Genomic DNA, 21,070 nt, shown 5'->3' with positions numbered 1-21,070 from the left:
GCCACCCGCGGGCTGCGCGAGCCACCCGCGGGCTGCACACACGAACGGCGACGAACCCCTGGGTCCGTCGCCGTTCGTGTGTGCAGACGTTCGTGTGTCCCCGGCGTCAGCCCGCGTGGTCGGCGACCGCGTGCGCGTTCTTCCGCACGGACGGCAGCTTGCGGTGGTCCTTCACCAGGGAGCGGGTCTCGCGGATCCGGCGGTCGATGCCCCACTTCGTCACGAGCGCCAGGCTCTCGCGCACGATGTTGCCGCTCATCTTCGAGACGCCGAACTCCCGCTCGGTGAACGTGATCGGGGTCTCCACGACCCGGAGGCCCGCCTCGAGGGCACGCCAGCACAGGTCCACCTGGAAGCAGTACCCCTTCGACGCAACCCCGGCGAGGTCGATCCGCTCGAACGCCCGCGAGGTGAACACCCGGAACCCGCCGGTCGCGTCACGCACCGCGATGCCCAGGGCGAGCCGGGTGTACAGGTTGCCCCCGCGGGAGAGCAGGAGGCGGTACCAGGGCCAGTTCTCGACCTTGCCGCCCTTGATCCACCGGGAGCCGAGCACCAGGTCGTTCGAGTCGGCGAGCTCGAGCATCCAGGGCAGGTACTCGGGGTGGTGGGAGCCGTCGGCGTCCATCTCGACGAGCTTGGCGTAGCCGTGTTCCAGGCCCCACGCGAAGCCGGACAGGTACGCGCCGCCCAGGCCGTCCTTGACGGTGCGGTGCATGACGTGCACCCGACCGGTCTCGCGGGCGATCGCGTCCGCGATGTCGCCGGTGCCGTCGGGTGAGTTGTCGTCGACGACGAGCACGTGCACGGAGTCGTCGGTCGCGGCCAACGTGCGCTCGACGATCGGCCGGACGTTCTCGGCTTCGTCGTAGGTCGGGATGATGACCAGGGTCTCGCTCATGGTGCTCCTCGTGCTCGCAGTCGAATGTATCGCTGGCTTGGTGGGTCAATCCGACGAGAGGTCTGCGAACACGATCAGATTGTCCGTGTAGTGCCCGGTGGCGGTGTCGAACGTGCCGTCGCAGGTGATGAGTCGGAGTTGCGGGGTGGGGGTGGGGCCGTAGACGTCGCTCGTCGGGAACGCCGACTTGGCGGCGCGTTCGGAACGGTCGACGGTGAAGGTGCGGGTGGTGCCGTCGGACATCCGGACGTGGACCTCGTCGCCGGCGACCAGTTCGTCGAGCCGGAAGAACACCGCGGCGCTCGTCGGGCTGTCGACGTGACCGGCGATGACGGCGGGGCCGACCTCGCCGGGGACGATCCCGTCGCTGAACCAGCCCGCGCTGTCCCAGTCGACGGGCGGGTCGAGTTCTCCGGCAGCACCGCGGTGCAGGTCCTCGAGCGAGGACCGCACGCCGATGGCCGGGATCGACACGCTGACCGGGGTGGCCGTCGAGCGGGCATCGGGTGCGGCCGGGTCCTGGAACCCGTCGGTGCCGGAGCCCGAGGACGACGACGACGACTGCGACGGAGACGACGAGGACTGCGGCGGGGACGACGCGCCACCGCCGACGGTCGACGCGACCGCCACCCCGGCCACGCCCCCGACCACCACGACGGCGGCGACCACGGCACCGATCACCACGCCTCGGCGCCGGACGGCCGAGACGCGCCCGGCGCTCCGACGGCCGCTCACGAGCCGCCTCCCACGTCGCTGGCGCATCCCCCGAGCACGTCGGAGGTCAGCATGGTCGAACCGATGGCCAGCCAGGCGTCTCCGTAGTAGGTCGGTGTGGTCGCCGCCGTGCGGTCGGCCCGCTCGAGGTCGGCGGCAGCCGCACGGGAGGAACCGGCGGCCTGCTCGGCCGCGGCCCGCGCAGTGTAGGCCAGCGCGTTCGTGTCCTGCGTCACCGGGGTGCCACCGAGGTCGAGCTGCGAGGCGAGGCGCGTCGTCCGTCCGAGCGTGGGCGCGAGCGCCGCCGCGAGCTCCCGGTCGGGCGCCGAACACGCCTCGGCGTACCGGAGCGGCGTCCGCATCGCGTCGTAGCCGTAGAGCACCTGCCCGTCGCCACCGACGGCCGGCATCGGGTCCACCGATCCGTCGGCGTGCACCTGGGACCAGTCGCTGGGCAGGTCGGTGGCGTCCAGCACGGCGGCCGTCACGGCGCGGGAACCCCGGTTCAGCGCGTTCCAGCGGTCGTCCCCGGTGGCGTCCGCCAGCACCGAGAAGGCCGCGGGCGACGCGTACGACGTGTTGTAGCTGTAGGGCTCCTGATCCGCCCAGGGTCCGGGCAGCAGGATCGTGCCGAGGTCCGTCCGGGCCGTCTCGTGCTGGAGGATCGCCGCCGCGATGCGCTTGCCCGCGGCGGTGTACCGGTCGTCGTCCCAGGCCTTCCCCGCGAGCACGAGCGCCCGGGCTGCGTCGAGGTCGGCGTCGCTCGCGGACTGCTCGTCGGCGACGCCCTCGTCGGACGTCCACCGCCACGCCAGCAGGTCGTCGCCCGTGAGCAGGTGGTCCTTCGTCCACTCCCAGATCGCGTCGAAGCGCGCACGGTCGTCGTTCGCGTAGGCGATGAGCAAGCCGTACGCCTGCCCCTCGCTGACGGTGTCACCGCCCTGGTCGGTGCGGACGACGCGACCGCCCTCGACGTAGCGGTCCAGGAACGCCGACCGCAGCTGCTGCGGTGAGCGCGCCCCGTCGGGCGCGGTGGTCGAGGTCGGGGTCGCCGTGCCGCGATCGGCGGTCGTGGTGCTCGACGACCAGGGACGGACGGCGACGATCGCGACGACGACGGCGACGAGGACCGCCGCCACAGCGGCGACCGGTATCCAGGTCCTGCGGGTCATGCTGGCCTGCCTCTCCGGGGATGGTGGGGGGGGTCGAAGGGGAGGCGCGGATCACGTGGGTCGTTCAGCGCACGTGATCCGCGCCTCCAGTCCGGGGCGTCAGCGGAACAGCGAACGGAGCATCGCGACGGCCGCGTGGACCGCCTCGGTCACCGGTCGGTCGGCGGCTGCGCCGCCACCGCCGGTCTGCACACCGCCGGACGGGGTGGCGGCGGTCGCCGCGGCGTCCGTCACGGGCACGACCGTCAGGTTGCCCTTGCTGTCGTCGAGGACGAACAGGGTCGAGACCGTGTTGCCGGCGAGGTCGACCTTGGCGGTGCCCCGCTGGCCGCTGCCGGAGACGTCGAGCGACCACTTGCCGGCGTCGACCGTTGCGTACTTGGTGGCGCTGCCGAAGGTGGCGTCCTCGGCGATCGGGGTGCCGTCGGAGGTCTGCACGTCGACGCGCTTCGCAGTGGTGGCGGCCTGGACGAGCCGGAGCTTCGCCTTGCCGTCGCCGGGCTGCTGCAGGTCGTCGGTGAACGCGGTCGTCTTGAGCCCGTCGTTCTTGCCGTAGGCGACGACGGTGCTGGCGTCGCCCTTCTGCACGGTGACGTCGGTGGAGATGACCGGGGTGGAACGCGGGGCGTCGGCGGCGCGCATCGAGAGGACGTAGGTGCCGACCGGCAGCTTCTCGTACGGGCTGACCTGGCCGTAGGTGACGTCGTCGAGTTCGAAGACGGTCTTGCCCCCGGCGAGGCTGGACAGTTCGACGTCGACGCCCTTCGTGTCCGGCGACAGGTGTCCGACGCGGAGCCAGCCCTGGTCGGCCGTCGCGGCGGAGGCGGTCTGCGGGGCGGCGAGCCCGACCGTCGCCGCGACGAGTGTGGCGGCGAGCGCTCCGACGACGACGGTGCGGCGGCGGTTCGTGGTGCGTGCGGTCATGATGGTGCTCCTTCGGGTCGAGGTGCGGTTGGCGTGCGGGTGTCGTGCGGGTGTCGTGTCGAGGTGCGGGCCGTGCGGTTCGTGTGGGCCTCCGGACGAGCGGGCGGAATGCCCGGGTCCACGCCGGAGCCCTCCGGGCATTTTCGCCCGCTCGTCCAACGGGCGCTCCGCCCCGACGTGTTCGCGGAGAACGGTTCCGCGGCCGCGCGGGCGAGAGGGCGGAATGCCGGGGCCCGCGCCGGAGCCCTCCGGGCATTTCGCCCGCTCGCGGGACGCCCGCTCGCGGAACGCCCGCTCGCCGGACGCCAGCTCGGCCAGCTCCCGCTCGGCCGAGCGATCGGGGGTCACGAGGCGCTCGTCGCGGTCGTCGTCGGGTCGGCCGGGGCGTACGTCACCGTGAGCCGTGCTCCCTCGCGCTCGACCGAGTCCGGCCGGAACGCCTGGGACATGGCGTCGAAGGTCCGAGCGACCCGTGCTGCCGAGGCGTCGTCGCTCGTGTGCAGGACGACGGTGCGGAACGGCTGGCCGGTCTCCCCGGTGCGCGGGGCGAACCGGTCGACCCGCACGTCCTGGTCGGCGAGCACCTGACCGAGCGCGATCATCGCCCGCGAGTCGACCTGTCCGGCGCGGAACTGCGACTTCGTGCCGTCGTCCGCACGCAGGGCCGGGTTCGAGGCGAGCTCGGTCCCCAGGGTCTTCCGGACGTCGGTGGCCCGGGTGATCGCGGTCTCGGCGGCACTGGCTCCCTCGGCGTGGATCCGGCGGACCTCGACCTGCTGGTCACCGGTGCCGAAGGTCGCGACGGCGGTGGAGTTCTCGATCGCCTGCCGCACGTCGGTGGACGAGTTGCCGCCGGTGCGCATGGAGTCCGTCGTGATGACGTAGTCCGAGTCCTTCCAGCCGTTCGGGGACTGCCGTTCCACCGCTCCGTCGGTGTCGAGCTTGTAGTACCAGACGACGTTGTTCCGGGCGAAGCCGTCGTCCACCAGGTCGACCCACATGGCGTCGTCGACCAGCAGACGCGAGGACTTCGGCACGTTGTCGCCCACCCACTGCTCGGCCTGCTGCATCGGCAGGTCGAGGTTGCCGAGCAGGAACCCGCGCAGCTGCGTCCCCCACAGCGGCACCGCGACGACGAGCGCCGCAGCCGTGACGACTGCCCAGGTGATGCCGAGGCCGCGCCGTGCCCTCGGGCCGAACCGGCTCCGGGTGTGGACCCGACCGGCGATCGTCAGGACGGCACGCTCGGCGGTGTACGCGACGAGGAGCGCCGCGAACGGGATGAGCATGATGACGTACGGCACCGGCAGGTACCCGTTCGGCCGGAACATCACCGCGAGCAGGAACACGAGCATCGCTGCGATCGGTCGGACCCGGCGCAGGAACAGCCCGACGACGGCGGCGACCGAGCCGAGCACGATGAACACCGGGTCGAGTGCCCACCACTGCGCGGCGGCCTCGTTCGCCAGGCTGCCCCCGTCGAACACCGATCCGGAAGCGGTCCGCGACCCGAGCTGGTAGGTGACGCCCTCCCACAGGCTGACCCGCCCGGCACCCGGAACGAGTTCGCCCTTCACCGCGGCGAGCAGCAGGTACCCGCCGCCGATCAGCACGAGCACGGCCCCGGCGACGCTGAGCGTGTACCGGCGGGTGCTCTTGTCGGCGCGACGCACGGCCATCCAGATGAGGAACGGCAGCGCGAGCAGGTAGGTCTCCTTGGACAGCACGGCGATGCCGAGGCAGGCAGCGGCACCGGCGAACCCGGCGAGCTGCTGGCGACGGCTCAGCACGAGGACGAACGCGGCGAGCAGCCAGGGCGTCGCGACGTTGTCGATGTACACGGTGCGGTGGTACTGCAGCGCGAGCGGTGACAGCGCGAAGACGAGTCCGGCCGCGGCTGCGGTGATCCGTCCGGCACCGAGCCGCCGGGCCAGGACGAACAGCAGGATGCTCGAGACGGCGGAGAAGAACACCATGGCCTCGCGCCCGGCCTCCACCGCGAAGGGGTACCGCGCGAACGCCCCGGTCAGCCCGGTGTACCCGGCGATCTGGATCCATCCGAGCGGCGGGTGGTCGTACCAGTACGTGTAGTGGGTGAGCTCGCCGAGGTTCGTGATCGCCCACGCCTGGGCGGTGTACGTCCCCTCGTCGTCGATGCGCTGCGGTGTGCCCGACATGTTCCAGGCCTGGACGAGCACGGTCACCGCGACGACGGGCAGCAACCACGTCAGGCTGGCTGCGTGCCGGCGGAACCACGCCCCGATGCCGGTGCGGTGGGCGGTGGAGCCACCACGGATCGGGATGCCCGTGGTGTCGGTGATGCTGGCGGTCATCGGGTGCCTCCCGTGGTGGTGCCGGCGAACGCACGGTCGGACGACGCTGCGCCCGCGGACGACGCTGCGCCCGACCCGTCGAGGTCCGAGGCGAAGCCGACCACCTGTCCGTTGCGGTGCTGGCCGGTGTGCTCGGTCTTCTCCCACCCGTTCTGGCCCTTGGCATGCCGGACGACTGCCCGGACCGCCGCGGCGGCGAGGAACACCTGGTAGGGCACCAGGCCGAGCACGAGCCGCACGTAGTCGCGGAGCCGGACCTTCTCGCCGTACAGGCGGCCGAACTCGTTCAGCCCGACGATCTCGACGGCGAGCAGCATGAGCGTCGGTGCGACCGGGATGAACGACACCAGGGCGATCGCCGTCGGCACCTTGACGAACAGGATCATCAGGACGCTCAGCGGGATGAGGAGCCCGGTGGCCGCCTGGATGAACGGCATCGTGAGCATGTAGCGAGCGAAGAACCGCTGCCGGAAGGACGGCAGCTTCTTCCACTCCCCCTTGCCCAGCACCTGCAGGAAGCCCTGGTTCCACCGCGTGCGCTGCTTGAGCAGCGAGGCGAAGGTCGGCGGGGTCTCCTCGCGGGTGACGGCCTCGGGGCTGTAGGCGACGACGACCTTCGCGCCGTCGGCGGAGAGCCGCACGCCGAGCTCGCAGTCCTCGGCGAGGCAGTGCGCGTCCCAGCCGTTCGACCACTCCAGGCGGGAGCGCGTCACGAAGACGGTGTTGCCCCCGAGCGGGATGAACTTGGACCCGGCGTGGAAGTGCAGGCGCGAGCGGAACCAGAAGTAGTACTCCAGGACGTTCCGGAGCGACCACCAGCTCGACGTGAAGTTCATCAGCTGGACGCCGCCCTGCACCACGTCGGCGTCGGTCTCCTGGAACCGCGAGTCGACGAGGGAGAGCAGCCGCGGGTAGACCTCGTCCTCGGCGTCGAACACCCCGACGATGTCGCCCGTCGCGTGCTGGAGCGCCAGGTTCATCGCCTTCGGCTTGTTCTTCGGCAGGGTGTCGTCCACCACGACCTTGATCAGGGAGGGGTGCCGAGCCGCCGCAGCACGCACGACGGCGTCGGTCTCCGGGTCGTCCTCCCCGACGATCGCGATGATCTCGAAGTCGGGGTGGTCCTGGGTCGCGAGCATGTCGAGCGTCTGCCCCATCACGTCCTGCTCGTGCCGACCGGGCACCAGGAGCGTGAACCGGTGTGCCGCCGGCCGCGGGGTCTGGCTGAAGCTGGTGGACTTCAGCGCGTCCCGGGACCGCCAGGCGTGCAGCATCCACCAGAGGGTGGTCAACGCGATGATCGTGAGCAGCACGGAGAGGGCGATGAGGGTCGAGTAGCCGAGCCACTCGCCCAGCGACCAGGCGGCCTGTGGGAGCTGCCCCGAGCCTCCCGTCGGCACGTCCGTGGTCCCGCGGTTCGGGACGTCCCCGGTCGTGCCGGGGCGTTCGTCGGGCTGGAGCAGCGGCCCTGCGGCCGTCAGCAACACGGCTGAGATGGTCATTCGGGGAACCCCTTCGGACGTGTGTCGGTGGACCGGAAGACGAGGGCCTTGTACGCGGCGAACCGGAACGCGGTGCCGAGGACGAGGCCGACGCCGTTGCCGGCGACGTTGTCGGCGAGGGTGGACGTGAAGCCGAGGACGTAGTGCGAGACGAACAGGCAGGCAGCGGCGATGCCGAGGCCGACGAGGTTCGTGGCAGCGAAGAGCAACCCCTCGCGGACGGTCTCGCGGCGGCCGGTCTGGCGCTGGGAACGGAAGGTGATGAAGCGGTTGCCGAGCCACGCGACCGAGGTCGCCACGATGGCCGACACGATCTTCGCGGCGATGGGACCGTCCGACATGACGGTGGCGCGGAGCAGGTTGTAGACACCCAGGTCGATGACGAAGCAGACGGCACCGATGGTGCCGAACGACGCGAGTTGCCTCGCGGTGGCGAGCAGGCGCGGGACCGTGCCAGGGCGCACGGTCCGCACCGCACCGGTGTCGGGTGACACCAGAACGGGGGTACGAGTTCGGGTCATGCCCCCGATTCGGGGGGCGTGGCTGGGTGGTTTGGGCGGGGTACGCGACTTGCCAGGCCTCTGCCAGATGCGCGACACATGCCGTTCATCTTGATGATCCGTCAGCTGCGGTGGTCGGGGGCGCACGAACGACGGACGGGAGGCCCGGTGCCAGCTGGCACCGGGCCTCCCGTCCGTCGGTCGGTTGCGTCTACGCGGGGCGCGACGACGGGGACACGTTCTTCGACGCGTCCCGTTCCGGGATGTCGCCGAGTGCCTCGTCGATCGCCGCGAGGGCGTCCGCGTCGAGCTTGACGCCGGCGGCCTTGACGTTGTCGGTGACCTGCTGCGGACGCGAGGCGCCGACGATGGCGCTCGCGACGTTCTCGTTCTGCAGGGTCCACGCGATCGCGAGCTGCGCGAGCGTGAGGCCGGCCTGGTCGGCGACGGGCTGCAGGCGCTGCACGGCTTCGAGGACCTCGTCGCGCATGAACCGCTTGATCATGTCCGCGCCGCCCTTCTCGTCCGTGGCTCGCGAGCCCTCGGGCAGGGGCTGACCCGGCTTGTACTTGCCGGTCAGGACGCCCTGCGCGATGGGCGACCAGACGATCTGCGACAGGCCGAGCTGCTTCGACGCGGGGACGACCTCGCCCTCGATGACCCGCCACAGCATCGAGTACTGCGGCTGGTTCGAGATGAGCTGGAAGCCGAGTTCCTTGGCAAGTGCGGCACCGGCGCGGATCTGCTCGGCAGACCACTCGCTGACGCCGATGTAGAGCGCCTTGCCCTGGCGGACGACGTCGGCGAAGGCCTGCATCGTCTCTTCGAGGGGGGTCTCGTAGTCGTAACGGTGCGCCTGGTAGAGGTCGACGTAGTCGGTCTGCAGTCGCTCGAGCGAGCCGTCGATCGACTCCATGATGTGCTTGCGGCTGAGGCCGACGTCGTTGTGCCCCTTGGGGCCGGTCGGCCAGTAGACCTTCGTGAAGACCTCGAGGGACTGGCGCCGCTCGCCCTTGAGCGCCTCGCCGAGGACGGTCTCGGCGGCGGTGTTGGCGTACGTGTCCGCGGTGTCGAACGTGGTGATGCCGGCGTCGAGCGCTGCCCGCACGCACTGGGTGGCGACGTCGTTCTCGACCTGCGAGCCGTGCGTCAGCCAGTTGCCGTAGGTGATCTCGGAGATCTTGAGTCCGGAGTTGCCCAGGTACCTGAATTCCATGGTGCCGACGCTACTGGAGTGAGCGCGCACGTGAGGGGTCCCGCGAGTGCCTGTCGGGGTGGCGGGCGTGTGGGGCGTGTGCGGTGGTCAGGTCGGGTCGGGTCGGGTCGGGGTCGGGACCCGCGAGCGGGCGAAATGCCACGGTCTTCTTGCCAGCCGACCCACACATTTCGCCCGCTCGCCTGGATGACCCCGGGCTGCGACTTCCGCGCTCCCTGCGATCGCCTCCACCCCCGCGAGCGGGCGAAACACCGCGGTGCGGTCGGCAGCCGGCACGGTGTTTCGCCCGCTCGCGGGGGCAACTACCCCTCCACATGGGCGAGGGCGGGCAAGTCGTCCACAGAGGAGGCGCGACTCCCGTCCTCGGGGTCGGCTCGCCGTCACGCTGTGGAGATGACCGCAAGACGCCGACTCCCGATGGCACTCCGCGACGCTTCGTTCCGGGTACGGGACGCGCTGCACAGAGGCGTTTCGCGGGGCCGGCTCGACGCTCGAGATCTGGTGCGCCCGTTCCACGGCATCCGATCCGCGTTCCCGCCGGAATCCGTGGACGAACGTGCAAGGGCGCTCGCTCCTCGACTCCGCCCCGATCAGGTCTTCAGTCACGTCACTGCGGCAGCGATCATCGGCGTCCCGCTCCCCCGTCGTCTCGAACGCGATCAGCGATTGCACGTCACGACGATCGGGACCGACCAAGCACTCCGGGTCCGCGGCACGGTCGGCCACCGAGCCCGGTACGGATCAGTCCGCGCGACGATCGCACGAGGAGTGCCACTGACCACTCCGGCCGACACGTTCGTCGCACTGGGCTCGATACTGACGCTCGACGAACTCATCGTCGCGGGCGATGCGCTCGTGGGCTGGCTCGGCTGGGCGACGCTCGACGAACTCGCCCAGGCCGTCCGACGACGACGGGGCATTCGCGGGATCGTGAAGCTCCGCCTCGCGCTCGACGAGATCCGGAGGGGATCCCGGTCTCCCGGAGAGACCCGGACACGGCTGGCACTCGTCCGCCGCGGACTCCCGGAACCGGCACTCAACCACGATGTCGTCGTCGACGGGCAGTGGATCGCATGTGTGGACCTCGCCTACCCCGAGGCCAGGGTCGCGATCGAGTACGAGAGCGATCTGCACCGGACCGATCCAGCCACCTTCCGGAAGGACCTGACGCGCGGAGAGCACCTCAAGGACGTCGACTGGTGGCTCGTCAGAGCAACAGCAGACGACGTCGCGCACGGCGTCGACCGTTTCGTGGACCGCATCCGTCGGCTGCTCGAGGTCGGCGTCAGAGGAGCCCACGACACGCGGTTTGCGACACTTGGGTGAACAATGGTTGACGCTTCAACCAAAACGGTGCACACTGTCGTAGTATCAACTCGATGCAGGCGCATGGAACGCGTCGCACCGCAGACTCTCGTTCGGAAGAAGGACCACCATGACGCTCACCGCTGACACCGTTCCCGGCTACAAGACCGGCACCTGGAAGATCGACCCGACCCACTCCGAGGTCACCTTCTCGGTCCGCCACCTCGCCATCAGCAAGGTCAAGGGCAAGTTCGAGACGTTCGACGCCACCGTCGTCACCGCCGAGAACCCGCTCGAGTCGACCGTCGAGGCCAACATCGACGTCGCGTCGATCAACACCGGCCAGGAGCAGCGCGACCAGCACCTCAAGACGAGCGACTTCTTCCTCACCGAGGAGCACCCGCAGCTGACCTTCCGCTCGACGAGCATCGAGGCGAAGGGCGACGACCTGCACATCGCGGGCGACCTGACCCTGCGCGGCGTCACCAAGCCGGTCGTCCTCAAGGCCGAGCTGGGCGGCTTCACCACGGACGGCTACGGCCAGGTCAAGTTCGGTGCCGAGGCGACCACGAAGATCGACCGCACCGAGTTCGGTGTGAACTGGAACGCGGCGCTCGAGGCCGGCGGCTTCACGCTCGGCAACGACGTCACGATCAACCTCGACGTCCAGTTCGTCCTCCAGGCGGCCTGAGCCACCTCTGACTCAACGCCCGACTGAGGGCACCGAGCAGCACTCCCCGAACCCGAGAAGAACGCCCCGACTCCGCACGGAGTCGGGGCGTTCTTCGTTGCCCGCACTGCTCCCCCGACCACGAGCGGGCGAAACACCCCGGAGCCTCGTCCTGTCTCGTCAGGCATTCCGCCCGCTCGACGATGCCGGGCGCCGAAGTCGACGCCGATCCCCGCGATCACGCCCCACGTCGGCACCCGTGCGCCCCACGCCCACGCTCACGCTCACGAGCGGGCGAAACACCACGTCGATCCCCCGAGCACGCCGGACATTTCGCCCGCTCGCGCAAGGACCCGGGCGGCAGGTGCGAGCGACCCAGGCGGAGATCGGAAGCGCGGCCGAGCGGGCGGAATGCCCGGGACACGGCGGGGACGAAGTGCGGCATTTCGCCCGCTCGCGGAACGAGGCGCGAGGACGCCCGGGACAGGGAGCAAGGGCAGCGCACGAGCGCCCGGGCGCAGCCCCCGCCCCGCCCCGGCCCCCGCCCCCGCGTAACGTTGGCACGTGCGACGGCACCGAGGGGAATCCGCACGCCGGACCCCGAGTTGCACGAGAAGCACCGACCAAGAGCACGCCCGCACGACGAACAGGAGCACCACCATGGCCACCGACTGGATCGCGATGCAGGCCCTCGCGGCAGCCGAGTTCGGCCGCCGCGTCGCCGCCGTCACCGACTGGGACGCCCCCACGCCCGACTCCGAGTGGACCACCCGCGACCTCGTCGCCCACGTCGTGGACGAGCAGCGCTGGATCCCGAAGCTCCTGACCGGGTGCGACTACGCCCAGGCCCAGGCCGACCTCGAGCCGATCGGCGACGACCTGGTGTCCGAGTGGCACCGGTTCGCCACGGCGGCCACCGACGCCTGGCGGAACGCCCCGCAGGACACCCCCGTGCACCTCAGCACCGACGTCGTGCCCGCCGCGCAGTACCTCACGGAGCAGACGAGCGACATCACGATCCACACGTGGGACCTCGCCCGGGCGACCGGCACCGAGGAGTCCCTGCCCGACGAGCTCGTCCGGGCCGTGTGGGAGTACTTCGAGCCGCAGATCGAGGACCTCGCCGCCACCGGCCTGTACGCACCCCCGGTCGACGTCACCGAGGACTCCCCGCTCCAGGTCCGTCTGCTCGCCGTCACAGGCCGTGATGCCAGAGTGACTGCATGACCACCGACACGAAGCGCCTCGGCAACTCGGGGCTCGAGATCAGCAGCATCGTCCTCGGCATGATGTCGTACGGCGACCCGGACCGCGGCTCGCACGCCTGGAGCGTCGGCATCGACGAGGCCCGCCCGTTCGTCCGTCGCGCGTTCGAGGCCGGCATCACGACCTTCGACACCGCGAACGTCTACTCCGACGGCAGCAGCGAGGAGATCACCGGCACGCTCCTCGCCGAGCTGGCTCCGCGCGAGGACGTCCAGGTCTTCACGAAGGTCTTCAACCGGATGCGTCCCGGCCGGAACGGCGCCGGGCTGTCCCGCGCGGCGATCATGCACGAGATCGATGCCTCCCTGACCCGGCTCGGCACGGACTACGTCGACCTGTACCAGATCCACCGCTTCGACCCGGTGACGCCGATCGAGGAGACCATGGAGGCCCTCCACGACGTCGTCAAGGCCGGCAAGGCGCGCTACATCGGCGCGAGCAGCATGTGGACGTGGCAGTTCGCCGAGATGCAGCACACCGCGGAACGCCACGGCTGGACGAAGTTCGTGAGCATGCAGGACCAGTACAACCTGCTCGAACGCGAGGAGGAGCGCGAGATGCTCCCCTTCTGCGAGCACACCGGCGTCGGCGTGATCCCGTGGAGCCCCCTCGCCCGCGGCCGCGTCACCCGCCCCTGGGACGCCTCCGGGTCGGGCTCGCGCGCGCAGACCGACGAGTTCGGCATGACCCTGTACAAGCAGGACGAGGACGCCAACCGGGCGATCGTCGACGCGGTCGAGGCCGTCGCCACGGAGCGCGGCATCCCGATGGCGCAGGTCGCCCTGGCCTGGGTCGCCGGCAAGCCCGCGGTCTCCGCGCCCATCGTCGGCGCGACGAAGGAGCACCACATCGACGACGCGGTGGCCGCAGCGTCGCTGACGCTCACCGACGACGAGGTCACGCGACTCGAGTCCGCCTACACGCCCCGGGTGCCGTCGGGTTTCTGACGCCCCCACGAGCGGACGGGAGGCACGGTGCCAGCTGGCACCGTGCCTCCCGTCCGTCACGTGGTCGCGGTGACCGCCGTGGTCAGGCGACCGCGCTGCCGTCAGCGCGCTGCAGGCGCGCGATGCGCCGCCGCGCGGCTCGTTCGGAACCGGTCTGGTCGTCGAGCACCGCACCGATCCCGTCGAGCACGAGCTTCGTGGTGCGGACCACGGGCAGCTCCACCGGGCCGACGATCGGCGCACGGAGGCCGAGGAGCGACCGGTGCCGCGGGTCGAGCGTGGACACGGCGCCCTGGAACACCGCGCGGTAGCCGGGTCGCAGCAGACGGGAGAGCGGCGGGTCCTTGATGAACCGGACGACGTCGCGGGTGCGCGAGTCGACCAGGAGTTCGCCGCGGTCGAGGTACCCGTTCATCTGGGCACGGAGCTCCGCCTCGGACTCGGGCGGGTCGACGATGCGCATGAGCCGCCCGGCCTCTGCCCACTCGCGCACGTAGGCGTCCGCGCCTCCGGGGATCGGGCCGCCCCAGCGCTGGGCGGCGCGGAGGAACGCATCGGTGAAGGCGAGGTGCACCCAGCGCGCCAGGTCCGGGTCGTTCGCCGCGTAGGGGCGGGTGGTGCCGTGCGCGTCGACGTACTGCCCGCGGACGCGCTCGTGCAGCCGGAGCACCCAGTCGCTGCCGCTGCGGGCGGTCTGGCGGTCGCCGTACGTGACGGTGGCGATCCACCGGCTGGTGCCGGCCAGACGGCCGAACGGGTCCTCGCGGTACCGGGAGTGGTCGGCGACGCCGGCGAGTGCGCCGGGGTGCAGCGCCTGGACGAGCAGTGCCCGCACGCCGGCCACGATGCCGTGGCTGCCGCCGTGCACCGCCCACGTGGCGGAGCCCGGACCGAAGAAGCCTGCGTCGGTGCCGTGTTCCAGGTCGTCCATCCAGGCTTCCGTGCCGGTCGAACCACCCGTGAACGTCTGGTTGAGGCGGGACCGGAAGACGTCGGAGACAGTGGACATGTCGTCATGTTCCGTCCGTCACCTGGGCGCGGGGGTGGCATCGCGCAAAGTGGCCCTCCCAGCGTGCACGGGGGTGGCCCACTAGGTTGGGTCGGGTGAGCATCGACACGCCTCGTCCCTGGCTTGCCTCGTACGCCCCGGGGGTCCCGCACGACATCGAGGAACAGAGTGGTTCCCTGTACGACCTGGTCGAGCAGTCGGCCCGGAAGTTCCCCAGGCAGGTCGCCCTCGAGTTCTTCAAGCGCACCACGAGCTACGCCGACCTCGAGGAGCAGATCCTCCGCGCGGCGAACGGCCTCCGGAAGCTCGGCGTGGGGGCGGGTGACCGCGTCGCCATCGTCCTGCCGAACTGCCCGCAGCACATCGTGGCGTTCTACGCGGTGCTGCGGCTCGGCGCGATCGTGGTCGAGCACAACCCGCTGTACACGCCGCGGGAGCTCCGCCACCAGTTCGAGGACCACGGCGCCAAGGTCGCCATCGCGTGGGACAAGTCCGTCGCGACGCTGCAGGACTTCCCGGCCGACGTGCACCTCGACGCGATCGTCTCGGTCGACATCACCCGGGCCATGCCCCGGAGCACCCGGCTCGCCCTGTCGCTGCCGGTCGCGAAGGCCCGCGAGTCCCGCGCGAAGCTGACGGCGAAGGTCCGCGGCACGGTCAAGTGGGACGACCTCGCCGACACCCGCAAGCTGTCGAAGCGGCACCCGCGGCCGGCCACCGACGACGTCGCGCTGATCCAGTACACGTCCGGCACCACCGGGACACCGAAGGGTGCGGTGCTGAGCCACCGGAACCTGCTGGCGAACGCCGCGCAGGCCCGGGCGTGGGTGCCGCAGATCCGCCGCGGCGACAACGTCGTGTACGCGGTGCTGCCGATGTTCCACGCCTACGGCCTGACGCTCTGCCTGACCTTCGCGATGAGCATGGCCTCGCGGCTCGTGCTCTTCCCCGCGTTCGACCCCGCCCTCGTCCTGACGGCGATCAAGCGCCACCCGCCGACGTTCCTGCCGGCCGTGCCGCCGATCTACGCCCGGCTGCAGCACGCGGCCGACTCGGCAAAGGTGTCGCTCAAGGGCATCGAGATCGGCATCTCCGGGGCCATGCCGCTGTCGCAGGACATCGTCGAGCCGTGGGAGGCCCGGACCGACGGCTACCTGGTCGAGGGCTACGGCCTGTCCGAGTGCTCCCCGGTCCTGATGGCCAACCCGGTCTCCCCCGAGCGTCGACTCGGGTCGATCGGTCTGCCGCTGTCCTCCACCGAGGCGCGCGTGGTCGACCCCGACGACGACACGAAGGTGCTCGGCATCGACGAGCCCGGCGAACTGCAGGTCCGTGGCCCGCAGGTGTTCCGCGGCTACTGGGGCAAGGCCGAGGCCACCGACGAGGTCTTCACGCCCGACGGCTGGTTCCGCACCGGTGACATCGTGGCCATCGACGCCGACGGGTACGTCCGGATCGTCGACCGCCTCAAGGAACTCATCATCACCGGCGGCTTCAACGTGTCGCCGTCCGAGGTCGAGGACACCCTGCTCAAGCACCCCAGCGTCAAGGAGGTCGCGGTGGTCGGCATCACGCAGGGCGGCAACGAGCAGGTCGTCGCCGCGGTCGTGCCGAAGGACCCCTCGACGTTCGACGCGGCCGCGCTCCGGGCCTGGTCGCGCGAGCACCTGGCGGCGTACAAGGTGCCGCGCCGGGTCGTGGTGGTCGAGGACCTGCCGCGCTCGATGATCGGCAAGGTGCTGCGGCGGAAGGTGCGGGACCAGATCCTGGACGGCTGACGCGCGGGCACCGGGTGGCGCGGCTCAATTCGCGCGCCGGGCGGGTACCGGGCGGCGCCGCTCAGCCCGCCCGCCGCGCAGGCAGCGCCAGCACGGACAGCCCAGCGACCACCAGCACGATGCCGGCCCATCCGCCGACGCCCAGGCGCTCCCCCACCACGAGCACCGCGAGCACCGCGGCCACGACGGGCTCGAGCAAGGACAGCAGCGTCGCGACCGACGCCGTCACCGTCCGGAGGCCGAGCGCGTAGAGCGAGTGACCGATCACCGTCGGCACCAGCGCCAGGTACAGGAACACCGGCCAGTTGCCGGCGTCGGTCAGGAACGGCCCGCCCGCCACCACGGCGAGCACGACGAGCGGCACCGCCGCCACCCCGAACACCGCGCCGACGAGCCCCCGTTCGTTCGGCCCGCGGGCAGCCCGTGCGGCCGCGACCCCGACGTCCCCGCCGACCGGCATGCTGTCGGACTCCGTGCGACCGACGGCGATCGGCATACGGCTCGTCGCGGCGTGCATCCCCCGCGCCACCGCCCACGAGTACAGCGCGTACGTCAGACCGGCGAGCAGCGCGCTGCCGACGCCGACCGCGAGTGACCGCCCGCCGCCGTCGTGCTCGGAGCGTGCGAGGGTCACGACGACCATGCCGACCACGCTCACCAGGGTGGCGACGACCCACCGGCGGGTGACGCGTCTGCGGTCGGCGATCCACTCGACCAGACCGGCGAAGACGGGCGACGAGCCGATGGCCAGGGTCGTGCCGAGCGCGACCCCGGCGTCGGCGAGGGCCGCGTAGAACGCGACCGCGTAGACCACGAGCGACGCGGCGCCGAGCAGTGCCCAGCCGCGCGTCCGGCGCTGCGTGACGGCACGCAGCGTGCCCCGGCCCGCGGTGGCGGCGAGCACGAGCCCGCCGAGCCCGAAGGTCACCGCACCGAACACGAACGCCGGCACACCGGGCGCGAAGTGCGTCGCGGTCCCGGTGGTGCCCCAGACCGCTGCGGCGACCGCGATCGCCGCCAGACCGCCGACGGGCCTGGAGGCACGCCCCGCGCCCGGTCCGTGGCTCACGCGACGTGGACGTTGGGCCGTCGGTTGACCTCGGGTTCCGCTTCGCGCAGGACCTCGCGCGTCACGGGGGCGACGTCGCCGGCACCGGTGAACACGAAGCGCAGGGCGTTGCGGATCGGGCTGCCCTCGTTCCACTCGAAGTAGATGCTCGGCACCACCCCGGCGAGGTCGCGGATGGCGAGGAGTGTCGACGCGATGGTGTTCGGGACGTTGCCGGAGCGGACCTTGAGCACGCGGAACCCGTGGATGACGTGGCCTTCGACCACCAGGTCCTCTTCGAAGTCGGACGAGTCGGCGGGCAGGACCTCGAGGAACATCGTCGGCACGCGGGCGGGGATGCCGGAGTCGCGGCGTTCCTCGCGCCCCTTCGCCCGGTATGCCTCGGCCGTGCCGGCGCCGGGCTCGTTGGCGATGATGCAGATCGAGCTGAACTGGTCGGCGTCGGCCTCGACGAACTGGCGGGCCGTCGCGTCGAGCTCGATCGACGACGCCCGGAGCTCGAACGAACGCCGCACGCGCGAGATGAGCGACACCACGACGATCGCGATGATGAAGATCGCCGCGATCCGCACGCCGTCGGGCCGCTCGATCACGTTGGCGACGGTGGTGTAGACGAACACGACCGAGATCACGCCGAACGCGATGGTGCGCTTGCGCTGCTGCTTGCGGCGCGCGGACAGCGTCACCGCGACCGCGGCGCTCGTGATGAGCACGAGCACGCCGGTGGCGTAGGCGCCGCCCTGCGCGTCGACGTCGGCCTGGAAGATGATCGTGATCACGAACGCGATGAGCGTGAAGATGATCACGAGGGGACGCACCGCACGAGCCCACTGCGGTGCCATGCCGTAGCGCGGCAGGAACCGCGGCACCAGGTTGAGGAGCCCCGCCATCGCGCTCGCGCCGGCGAACCACAGGATGGCGACCGTCGAGAAGTCGTAGATCGACCCGAACACGCCGCCCATGTACTCGTGCGCCAGGTACGCCAGGGCGCGCCCGTTCGCACCGCCGCCCGGCTGGAACTCGTGCTGCGGGATGAGGAACGTCGTCACGATCGACGACGTGATGAGGAACGAGCTCATGATGAGCGCCGCGACGGTCAGCAGGCGCTTGGTGCCACGGATCCGGCCCTCGGGTCGGTCGCTGGTGTCGTCGGTGGCGTCGCCGCGGACCTGTGGCATCACCGCGACACCGGTCTCGAACCCGGAGAGCCCGAGCGCGAGCTTCGGGAACACGATCAGGGCGATGCCGACCATCACGAGCGGGTTGCTGTGCTGTGCCGTCAGCCCGGACCACCAGTCGCTCGCCACCATCGGGTTCTCGAACACGTGCCAGAGGGCGACGATGATGACGACGGCGTTCAGGGCGAGGAACACCGCGACGAGGCCGACCGCGATGCCGATGGCCTCCTTGAACCCGCGCAGGAACACGATGCCGAGCAGGAGCAGCAGCGCCAGGGTGAGCGGCACCGGGATCTCGGTGAACCAGTGCGGCGTGTACGGGTTCTCGGCGATGTGCGCCGTGGCGTCTGCCGCCGACAGGGTCATCGTGATCATGAAGTCCGTCACGGCGAACCCGAGCAGCACCAGCACGAGCAGCTTGCCCGCCCACCACGGCAGGAGCTTCTCGAGCATCATGATCGACCCGGCACCCCGGAAGCTGTCGTGCGCGATCCGTCGGTACACCGGCAGCGCACCGAACAGCGTGACGAGCACGAGGACGATCGTCGCGATCGGCGACAGCAGCCCCGCGGCGAGCGCGGCGATGGCGGGCTGGTACCCGAGCGTGGAGAAGTAGTCGACGCCGGTCAGGCACATGACCCGCCACCACGGGTGGGTCTTCTCGACCTCGACCTGGTGCGGGCCCTGGTGGGAGGCTCCCTGGTCGGCCCCGTGCAGCATCCACCGGCGCAGGCGGGTGCTGCGGTCGAGGGGCTGCTCGGTGGCGTCGCGCTGGGCGGCCCGCTCGGCGTCTGTCGCGGTCACGTGGATGATGCTAAGCCGTCCGGGTGGCCCCCGTGCACACCTGGACAGCCCTGTGCACGGAGCGGTCGGACTACCGCCGTGTGCGGGACAGGGCCGCCACGATCCCCGCCACGACCAGCAGCACGCCGGCGGCGATGCAGGCGGCCAACAGCAGGGTCGTGGTGTCCACTGAGAACATCGGCAGCGCACTCACGGCCATCGCCCCGGCGAACACCAGCAGCAGCACGCCCCAGAGGATCGTGCCGAACCGTGCGCCACGGCGTGCGGGCCGCCGGACGGGCCCGTCGGGAGCCGCCGGTGGAGCCATCGGCGCAGTCGTCTCGTCGTTGGTCGTTCCGTCGTTCGTCATCGTCCCGTTCCTCACTCGCCGACCGTGATCGCCCGCGGCACGTCGACGCCGCCGCCGAGGATCCACAGGTGCACCGTCGTCATCTCGTCCGCATCGGCCGTGCGTGCCGCACGGTTCTCGAGCGTGGTGGTCCGGAGCACCCCACCGGTGCCGTCGTCGTCGCCTCCGCCGGTGTCGACCCCGTAGCCGACACCGCTCACCTCGACCCGAACCGGCAGGTCGGTCGGCAGCAGCACCTCGGCCCCGCCGGCGCCCAGCCAGAGGCTCACGTCGCCCCCGACCGCCGACGGTTCGAGCTCACGGAGGTCCAGCGTCGGACCGCCGGCCAGCATCGCGAAGTTCCGTTCACTCCCCGACGCAGCCCGTTCCACCTGCCACGTGGTGCCACCGATCAGCGAGACCTGGGTGCCGGCGGGCAGGACCCCGGTGACCACCAGGGCCACCGCTGCGACCGTCGAGAAGAGTCCGAGCACGTCGTCGTCGCGGCCGCGGATCCCGGCGACGATCGTCGCGATCGCCAGCACCGCGAGCGCCGCGGCGATCCCGAGGACCGGGACGGACCACCCGGCCTGCTGCGCCCAGAACGCGACCCCGGCTCCGGCGACGAGTGCGAGTCCGAGGGACACGGCGACGTACGCCGCCCCGGGTCGACGCTCCACCCGCTCGGCCCGCCGTTCGGCCGCCCGCTCGCGTTCGGCGCGCATCCGCTCCTCGTGCTGCCGTCGCCGGTCCTCGGGGCTCGCGGGCGCACCCCACTGCCAGGAGGCCCGTCCCGCGTCCGCCGCGCCGGTCGCCTCCGCGGTCCACGCGTTCCGGGCCGGGTGCGGCTCCTCGGGGCTGGTCCAGAAGTCGCCCCGCGGGGCAGCGGTCGGGTCGGTGCCGGTGCCGGTGCTCGCGGTCCCCTCGCCGTCCACCCCGCGTCGGGCCAGGACCACGATGAGCCAGACGATCCCGCCGACGAGCACGATGCTCCACGCGGTGGCCAGGGTCGCCTCGAGCCAGCCGGGCATCCCCCAGGCATCCGGGACCCCCTGCCACCACAGGCCGCGGGCGGCGGGCACGAAGGTGAGCGCCACGAAGGCGCCGATCGCGATGAGCGCCGGGTCGAGGACACCGCGGATCATCCGCTCGACGTGGATGCGTCCGGCGGTGTCGGGCAGCAGCGCCCAGCCGGCGGCGTAGGCGAGGAAGACCGGCCCGCCCAGCAGCGCGACGACGATCGTCACGCCGCGGACCACGAGCGGGTCGAGCCCGGTGCGGCGGGCGACGGCACCGCACACGCCGGCGAGCCAGCGGTCGTCGGTGCGCGCGATGCCGAGGCCGCGGACCCAGGCGAAGAACCGGGTTGTCGAGTCGGCGCTGCCGGCGGCGGTGCCGGGAGCGGAGTCGTGCTGGTGATCGGTCATGGCCACCAGCATCCCGGCTGTGCTGCG

18 protein-coding genes are annotated in these 21,070 nt (G+C 71.4%); 5 read left to right on the top strand and 13 right to left on the bottom strand.

Annotation, left to right across the window (positions count from 1 at the left end; translation table 11 throughout):
• Positions 1-106: 106 nt before the first annotated feature.
• The 8 genes from DEI96_RS05130 to DEI96_RS05095 all read right to left on the bottom strand — a co-directional run bounded on the left by DEI96_RS05130 (position 107) and on the right by DEI96_RS05095 (position 9,262).
• On the bottom strand, positions 107-901 hold the full coding sequence (locus DEI96_RS05130) for a polyprenol monophosphomannose synthase (protein WP_111024970.1): 795 nt from the start codon (positions 899-901) through the stop codon (positions 107-109).
• Positions 902-946: 45 nt separating this feature from the next.
• Positions 947-1,636, bottom strand: a complete 690-nt coding sequence (locus DEI96_RS05125) for a class F sortase (protein ID WP_209049524.1) — start codon at positions 1,634-1,636, stop codon at positions 947-949.
• A complete protein-coding gene (locus tag DEI96_RS05120; RefSeq protein ID WP_111024968.1) occupies positions 1,633-2,787 on the bottom strand; it encodes a family 8 glycosyl hydrolase in 1,155 nt (384 codons plus the stop codon). The genes DEI96_RS05125 and DEI96_RS05120 overlap by 4 nt, the downstream gene beginning before the upstream one ends.
• Positions 2,788-2,886: 99 nt before the next feature.
• A complete protein-coding gene (locus tag DEI96_RS05115) occupies positions 2,887-3,711 on the bottom strand; it encodes a DUF4397 domain-containing protein (protein ID WP_111111288.1) in 825 nt (274 codons plus the stop codon).
• Between the two features lie 344 nt (positions 3,712-4,055).
• Positions 4,056-6,044, bottom strand: a complete 1,989-nt coding sequence (locus tag DEI96_RS05110) for an ArnT family glycosyltransferase (RefSeq protein WP_111024966.1) — start codon at positions 6,042-6,044, stop codon at positions 4,056-4,058.
• The gene (locus DEI96_RS05105; RefSeq protein WP_111024965.1) at positions 6,041-7,546 is read right to left on the bottom strand and encodes a glycosyltransferase; all 1,506 of its coding nucleotides are present in this window, start codon (positions 7,544-7,546) and stop codon (positions 6,041-6,043) included. Before DEI96_RS05105 ends, DEI96_RS05110 begins: the two co-directional genes overlap by 4 nt.
• Entirely contained in the window at positions 7,543-8,040 is a 498-nt protein-coding gene (locus tag DEI96_RS05100) for a GtrA family protein (RefSeq protein WP_258320816.1), read from the bottom strand. Before DEI96_RS05100 ends, DEI96_RS05105 begins: the two co-directional genes overlap by 4 nt.
• A gap of 217 nt (positions 8,041-8,257) precedes the next feature.
• Positions 8,258-9,262: an aldo/keto reductase family protein gene (locus tag DEI96_RS05095; protein WP_071405490.1), complete on the bottom strand. Its 1,005-nt coding sequence runs from the start codon at positions 9,260-9,262 to the stop codon at positions 8,258-8,260.
• 393 nt (positions 9,263-9,655) lie between these two features.
• On the opposite strand from DEI96_RS05095, the gene DEI96_RS05090 reads away from it, so the two are divergent.
• The 4 genes from DEI96_RS05090 to DEI96_RS05075 all read left to right on the top strand — a co-directional run bounded on the left by DEI96_RS05090 (position 9,656) and on the right by DEI96_RS05075 (position 13,450).
• On the top strand, positions 9,656-10,588 hold the full coding sequence (locus DEI96_RS05090) for a putative endonuclease domain-containing protein (protein WP_284183636.1): 933 nt from the start codon (positions 9,656-9,658) through the stop codon (positions 10,586-10,588).
• Positions 10,589-10,697: 109 nt separating this feature from the next.
• Positions 10,698-11,258 (top strand): YceI family protein, encoded by a 561-nt coding sequence (locus DEI96_RS05085; protein WP_027464630.1) that lies wholly within the window; start codon positions 10,698-10,700, stop codon positions 11,256-11,258.
• Positions 11,259-11,897: 639 nt separating this feature from the next.
• The gene (locus DEI96_RS05080) at positions 11,898-12,464 is read left to right on the top strand and encodes a TIGR03086 family metal-binding protein (protein ID WP_111022670.1); all 567 of its coding nucleotides are present in this window, start codon (positions 11,898-11,900) and stop codon (positions 12,462-12,464) included.
• Positions 12,461-13,450 carry an aldo/keto reductase gene (locus DEI96_RS05075; RefSeq protein WP_111022669.1) on the top strand — a complete coding sequence of 330 codons (990 nt, stop codon included), beginning with the start codon at positions 12,461-12,463 and terminating at the stop codon, positions 13,448-13,450. Before DEI96_RS05080 ends, DEI96_RS05075 begins: the two co-directional genes overlap by 4 nt.
• Positions 13,451-13,532: 82 nt before the next feature.
• Here the strand turns inward: DEI96_RS05075 and DEI96_RS05070 are convergent, their stop codons facing one another.
• Positions 13,533-14,459 carry an oxygenase MpaB family protein gene (locus DEI96_RS05070; protein WP_110864492.1) on the bottom strand — a complete coding sequence of 309 codons (927 nt, stop codon included), beginning with the start codon at positions 14,457-14,459 and terminating at the stop codon, positions 13,533-13,535.
• 95 nt (positions 14,460-14,554) lie between these two features.
• Between DEI96_RS05070 and DEI96_RS05065 the strand changes: the two genes are divergently transcribed.
• Complete coding sequence (locus DEI96_RS05065; protein WP_111022668.1) at positions 14,555-16,237, top strand: long-chain-fatty-acid--CoA ligase; 1,683 nt, start codon at positions 14,555-14,557, stop codon at positions 16,235-16,237.
• Between the two features lie 61 nt (positions 16,238-16,298).
• Here the strand turns inward: DEI96_RS05065 and DEI96_RS05060 are convergent, their stop codons facing one another.
• The 4 genes from DEI96_RS05060 to DEI96_RS05045 form a co-directional block, all read right to left on the bottom strand.
• On the bottom strand, positions 16,299-17,306 hold the full coding sequence (locus DEI96_RS05060; RefSeq protein WP_111022667.1) for an EamA family transporter: 1,008 nt from the start codon (positions 17,304-17,306) through the stop codon (positions 16,299-16,301).
• A complete protein-coding gene (locus DEI96_RS05055; protein ID WP_228516145.1) occupies positions 17,303-19,204 on the bottom strand; it encodes an APC family permease in 1,902 nt (633 codons plus the stop codon). Before DEI96_RS05055 ends, DEI96_RS05060 begins: the two co-directional genes overlap by 4 nt.
• A 154-nt stretch (positions 19,205-19,358) precedes the next feature.
• Positions 19,359-19,637 (bottom strand): hypothetical protein, encoded by a 279-nt coding sequence (locus DEI96_RS05050; RefSeq protein ID WP_111022665.1) that lies wholly within the window; start codon positions 19,635-19,637, stop codon positions 19,359-19,361.
• 11 nt (positions 19,638-19,648) lie between these two features.
• Positions 19,649-21,043 carry a PspC domain-containing protein gene (locus DEI96_RS05045; protein WP_181440465.1) on the bottom strand — a complete coding sequence of 465 codons (1,395 nt, stop codon included), beginning with the start codon at positions 21,041-21,043 and terminating at the stop codon, positions 19,649-19,651.
• Between the last annotated feature and the right edge of the window lie 27 nt (positions 21,044-21,070).

The sequence above is a fragment of the Curtobacterium sp. MCLR17_031 genome, from assembly GCF_003234775.2.
GTDB lineage: Bacteria > Actinomycetota > Actinomycetes > Actinomycetales > Microbacteriaceae > Curtobacterium > Curtobacterium flaccumfaciens.
Note: the sequence above shows the minus strand (reverse complement) of the source record. Positions and strands in the feature narration are given on the sequence as shown.

What these genes read in the sequence shown, in the direction of transcription:
- DEI96_RS05085 (WP_027464630.1), top strand. Translation starts at nt 10,698, where the DNA reads ATGACGCTCACCGCTGACACCGTTCCCGGCTACAAGACCGGCACCTGG.
- DEI96_RS05090 (WP_284183636.1), top strand. Translation starts at nt 9,656, where the DNA reads ATGACCGCAAGACGCCGACTCCCGATGGCACTCCGCGACGCTTCGTTC.
- DEI96_RS05130 (WP_111024970.1), bottom strand. Translation starts at nt 901, where the DNA reads ATGAGCGAGACCCTGGTCATCATCCCGACCTACGACGAAGCCGAGAAC.
- DEI96_RS05075 (WP_111022669.1), top strand. Translation starts at nt 12,461, where the DNA reads ATGACCACCGACACGAAGCGCCTCGGCAACTCGGGGCTCGAGATCAGC.
- DEI96_RS05095 (WP_071405490.1), bottom strand. Translation starts at nt 9,262, where the DNA reads ATGGAATTCAGGTACCTGGGCAACTCCGGACTCAAGATCTCCGAGATC.
- DEI96_RS05115 (WP_111111288.1), bottom strand. Translation starts at nt 3,711, where the DNA reads ATGACCGCACGCACCACGAACCGCCGCCGCACCGTCGTCGTCGGAGCG.
- DEI96_RS05120 (WP_111024968.1), bottom strand. Translation starts at nt 2,787, where the DNA reads ATGACCCGCAGGACCTGGATACCGGTCGCCGCTGTGGCGGCGGTCCTC.
- DEI96_RS05080 (WP_111022670.1), top strand. Translation starts at nt 11,898, where the DNA reads ATGGCCACCGACTGGATCGCGATGCAGGCCCTCGCGGCAGCCGAGTTC.
- DEI96_RS05070 (WP_110864492.1), bottom strand. Translation starts at nt 14,459, where the DNA reads ATGTCCACTGTCTCCGACGTCTTCCGGTCCCGCCTCAACCAGACGTTC.
- DEI96_RS05105 (WP_111024965.1), bottom strand. Translation starts at nt 7,546, where the DNA reads ATGACCATCTCAGCCGTGTTGCTGACGGCCGCAGGGCCGCTGCTCCAG.
- DEI96_RS05050 (WP_111022665.1), bottom strand. Translation starts at nt 19,637, where the DNA reads ATGACGAACGACGGAACGACCAACGACGAGACGACTGCGCCGATGGCT.
- DEI96_RS05045 (WP_181440465.1), bottom strand. Translation starts at nt 21,043, where the DNA reads ATGACCGATCACCAGCACGACTCCGCTCCCGGCACCGCCGCCGGCAGC.
- DEI96_RS05055 (WP_228516145.1), bottom strand. Translation starts at nt 19,204, where the DNA reads ATGCTGCACGGGGCCGACCAGGGAGCCTCCCACCAGGGCCCGCACCAG.
- DEI96_RS05110 (WP_111024966.1), bottom strand. Translation starts at nt 6,044, where the DNA reads ATGACCGCCAGCATCACCGACACCACGGGCATCCCGATCCGTGGTGGC.